This window comes from Enterococcus sp. (assembly GCF_022711995.1).
Lineage (GTDB): Bacteria > Bacillota > Bacilli > Lactobacillales > Enterococcaceae > Enterococcus_D.
On record NZ_JALAHI010000107.1, the window covers coordinates 1 to 3,383 of the forward strand.

Below are 3,383 nucleotides of genomic sequence, written 5' to 3' on the forward strand. Positions count from 1 at the left end.
GAATAACAACAAAAACTAATATATTAATATCGAATTGTGTCTATATGAAGTTTAGTGGAGAGCAAATAATTTGGAAAAATCCTCCCACACCCAGTGATTGGGAGTTTTTTGGAAATGCTGTAATTAGAACAAAAAGAAAACTATTGTTTGAAGATGTTTCTTTTGATAAAGGAGGGATGACATGAAACGTTATCTAGCATTTTTAGGTGCTTACTTAATCGTTCAGCCGAGTTTTATTTTAGGAATAGCAGAAAAGGTAGAAGAAACAAATCAGGAATCTTCAGAAACGGTAAGTTTGCCAGCTGTAGTTGAATATCAAAATAATCAGGTTAAAATCACAAAAGCGAATCAGAAAAAAGAGGAGAAACAAACAACTCAATCGACTGATCTACGTTTAAATCACTTAGAGAATTACCTGGCGATGCTGGAAGCGGGGCCTAACCTTGTGGAAGGAAAGCCTGGTACGACTCAGTTAGGGAAAAAAATGAAGTGCTTATCGAAAACGATTCTATTTACGGGTTAATCAAGAATTCATATGAGATTACTAGGTAAACAAGAATTCATATGAGGTGGAAAAATAATGATGAAAAATTTTAACAAAGCAATTTATGTGATAGCGAGTTTCGTCATGGTAATCGGTCAATTGGGAGTGATACAGGTAGTAGCTGAAACTGTTAGATCAGATGACTCTATCCTAGAAACAAAAGTGTATCATGATTATGAGGAGTATCAAAAAGCCTTAAAAGAGTATAACGAAGAATATGTGCACTATCAGCAAGATGTAAACGAATACGATCAAAAGAAACAAGAACACGATGATGCGCAAGCAGAAGCGGATCGAGTCGAGAAAGAGAATGCACAAAAAAAAGCTCAATATGAACAAGCACTTGAACAATATCAGAACGATTTGGCTGAGTATAATAATAAACAAGCAGAAGTCAACACGCATAGTTCAAAAGGACAATATATAGGGCCTGATGTTTATAGTGTTTACGCGCACCTAGAATCATACTTAGTGGACTATTCCGCAATAGTTCAGATGATACAGTCAGGTTTGTCTATTTCTGGTGATACACTAATATCTACTATTAAAGGAAATATGGCTGCAGATATATTTACAGGTAGTTCTGAAATTGAGTCAAATGTTCAAGGATTAATTGATCAATGGAATATTTATGATGCATTTGAAAAATCAATTTATGGCTCTACCACTGCTATGAATATTAGTGCAGTTACTCCTGGGGCTGTTAGCGGGGCATGGTATGGTGGGTTTAAAGGCGTAGAATTTTACCATACCTTTAATAGCACTACAGGCCAAACAACAGATAATGTACCTAAAATTTTAGATCATCCCACAGAAAATACTATTAAACAGGCTTTAACGGACCTGTTCGCTAAAACTGGCGGATTAGCTTTTGACGCTGCAAACCAACAAATAGATATCAATACATTTATGGTAGATCAAAGTATGGTCAATAAATGGACTTCTGCATTGGAAGAAGCTAAAAACCAGGGGTTAAGTTTATATACCGCAGCACTTGAGCAATACATTAAAGCTTTTGAGACTTATAATAATTCTAATTATGAAACAGCAGACTTCAATACTTTCATGGATGCCATTGATACCGCTACGGAAACACAAAGAAGAGCAATGGATCTTATCGCCGGGATGAATGGGGTCGGCCTAGAAGATGGCGATAATAGTGCGCCTTTCTATAATGATTTGAAGAATTTATCTGCTTCTGACTTGGCCAATAAATATGGTTATCTAAAGTTATTGAGTAACATGGCTAGTGAAACGACATATGGATATTTTCATTTGTTGACGCCAGAACCTGGAGAAGTGATAACGGTAGCTACCGCTAGTTCTTGGGAAAGTAGTTATGGAACATTTGGAAGAAGTAAAAGTGACTATACGCCTAAATTAACACCACCTGCTGAGCCTACACCACCTACTTACGAGACGGTACCTGTTGTTCCCGAGGAACCTGTTCCACCTGTTCCACCAGTCAAACCGGTTTATGAACCAGAGAACAACATCAGCTTACTGAAAGTGGATAAAGAAACCAAGCAACCGTTAGCGAATGCAACATTTAAGCTGACCAATAGTGCAGATCAGAAAGTTATCGGAACCTTTACAAGCAACAATGAAGGTTTAATAAAGGTTGAGAACCTTGATCCGGGAACCTATACATTTACAGAAGTGAAAGCACCTGAAGGATATGTTTTAGATAGTGCACCGATTTCATTTAGTGTTCAAGGAACAGAAAATGAGAAGGTTCAACTAGAAAAGACTAATATAGCTACTACTGGAAGTGTAGAGTTAACGAAAATAGATGAGAAGACAAAAGAAACGCTACAAGGAGCGGTCTTTGAAATTAGAGATGATGATGGAAATATTGTTCGCTCTGCGCTTCAGACGAATTTGGAAGGGAAAATTTTAGTTGATGGATTAAAGTCAGGGACCTACTCACTTATTGAAACTAAAGCCCCCACGGGTTATGTTCTAGATAATATACCAATTAAATTTACAATAGAAAAAGGCCAAAAAGAAGCCGTCCAAGTGACAGCGGTGAATAAATTGACTCCAGGTGGAGTGGTATTAAGTAAAACAGATGCGAAAACAGGCGAAGTTTTACAAGGAGCAGTCTTTGAGTTACAAGATAAAGAAGGCAAGATCTTACAAAGCGGCCTCATAACCGATAACTCTGGCAAGCTAGCTGTAGATGGACTGGCCCCTGGGGATTATCAATTTGTAGAGACCCAAGCACCAACGGGTTATGATTTAGATCAAACCCCAGTGAAGTTTACAATAGAAAAAGGTCAAAAAGCGGCAGTCCAAGTGACAGCTGTGAATAAAATGACACCGGGTGGAGTGGTGCTAAGTAAAATGGATGCTAGTTCTGGTGCGCCATTGCAAGGAGCAGTCTTCGAACTACAAGATAAAGAAGGTAATATCTTACAAAGCGGCCTCATAACCGACAACTCTGGCAAGCTAGCTGTAGATGGATTAGCCCCTGGAGACTATCAATTTGTAGAGACCCAAGCACCAACAGGTTATGACATAGATCAAACCCCAGTTGAGTTTACAATAGAAAAAGGCCAAAAAGCGTCGGTCCAAGTAACAGCTACTAATAAGTTGACACCGGGTGGAGTGATGCTAAGTAAAACAGATGCAAAAACAGGTGAAGTTTTACAAGGAGCAGTCTTCGAGCTGCAAGATAAAGAAGGCAAGGTCTTACAAAGCGGCCTCATAACCGATAACTCTGGCAAGCTAGCTATAGATGGATTAGCCCCTGGAGATTATCAATTTGTAGAGACTCAAGCACCAACAGGTTATGACATAGATCAAACCCCAGTGAAGTTTGCGATAGAAAAAGGCC

General features: G+C 38.6%; 2 protein-coding genes and 1 pseudogene. All 3 read left to right on the plus strand.

The window, feature by feature from the left end:
- A pseudogene (locus tag Q0A12_RS10340) lies at positions 1–185 on the plus strand (hypothetical protein); the annotation flags it as partial.
- Positions 182–523 (plus strand): hypothetical protein, encoded by a 342-nt coding sequence (locus Q0A12_RS10345; RefSeq protein ID WP_291292569.1) that lies wholly within the window; start codon positions 182–184, stop codon positions 521–523. The pseudogene Q0A12_RS10340 and the gene Q0A12_RS10345, both read left to right, overlap by 4 nt.
- A 57-nt stretch (positions 524–580) precedes the next feature.
- A partial coding sequence (locus Q0A12_RS10350; RefSeq protein ID WP_291292570.1) for a SpaA isopeptide-forming pilin-related protein occupies positions 581–3,383 on the plus strand: 2,803 nt, incomplete at its 3' end.

Coding starts and splice junctions, on each gene's coding strand:
- Q0A12_RS10345 (WP_291292569.1), top strand. CDS start 182: ATGAAACGTTATCTAGCATTTTTAGGTGCTTACTTAATCGTTCAGCCG.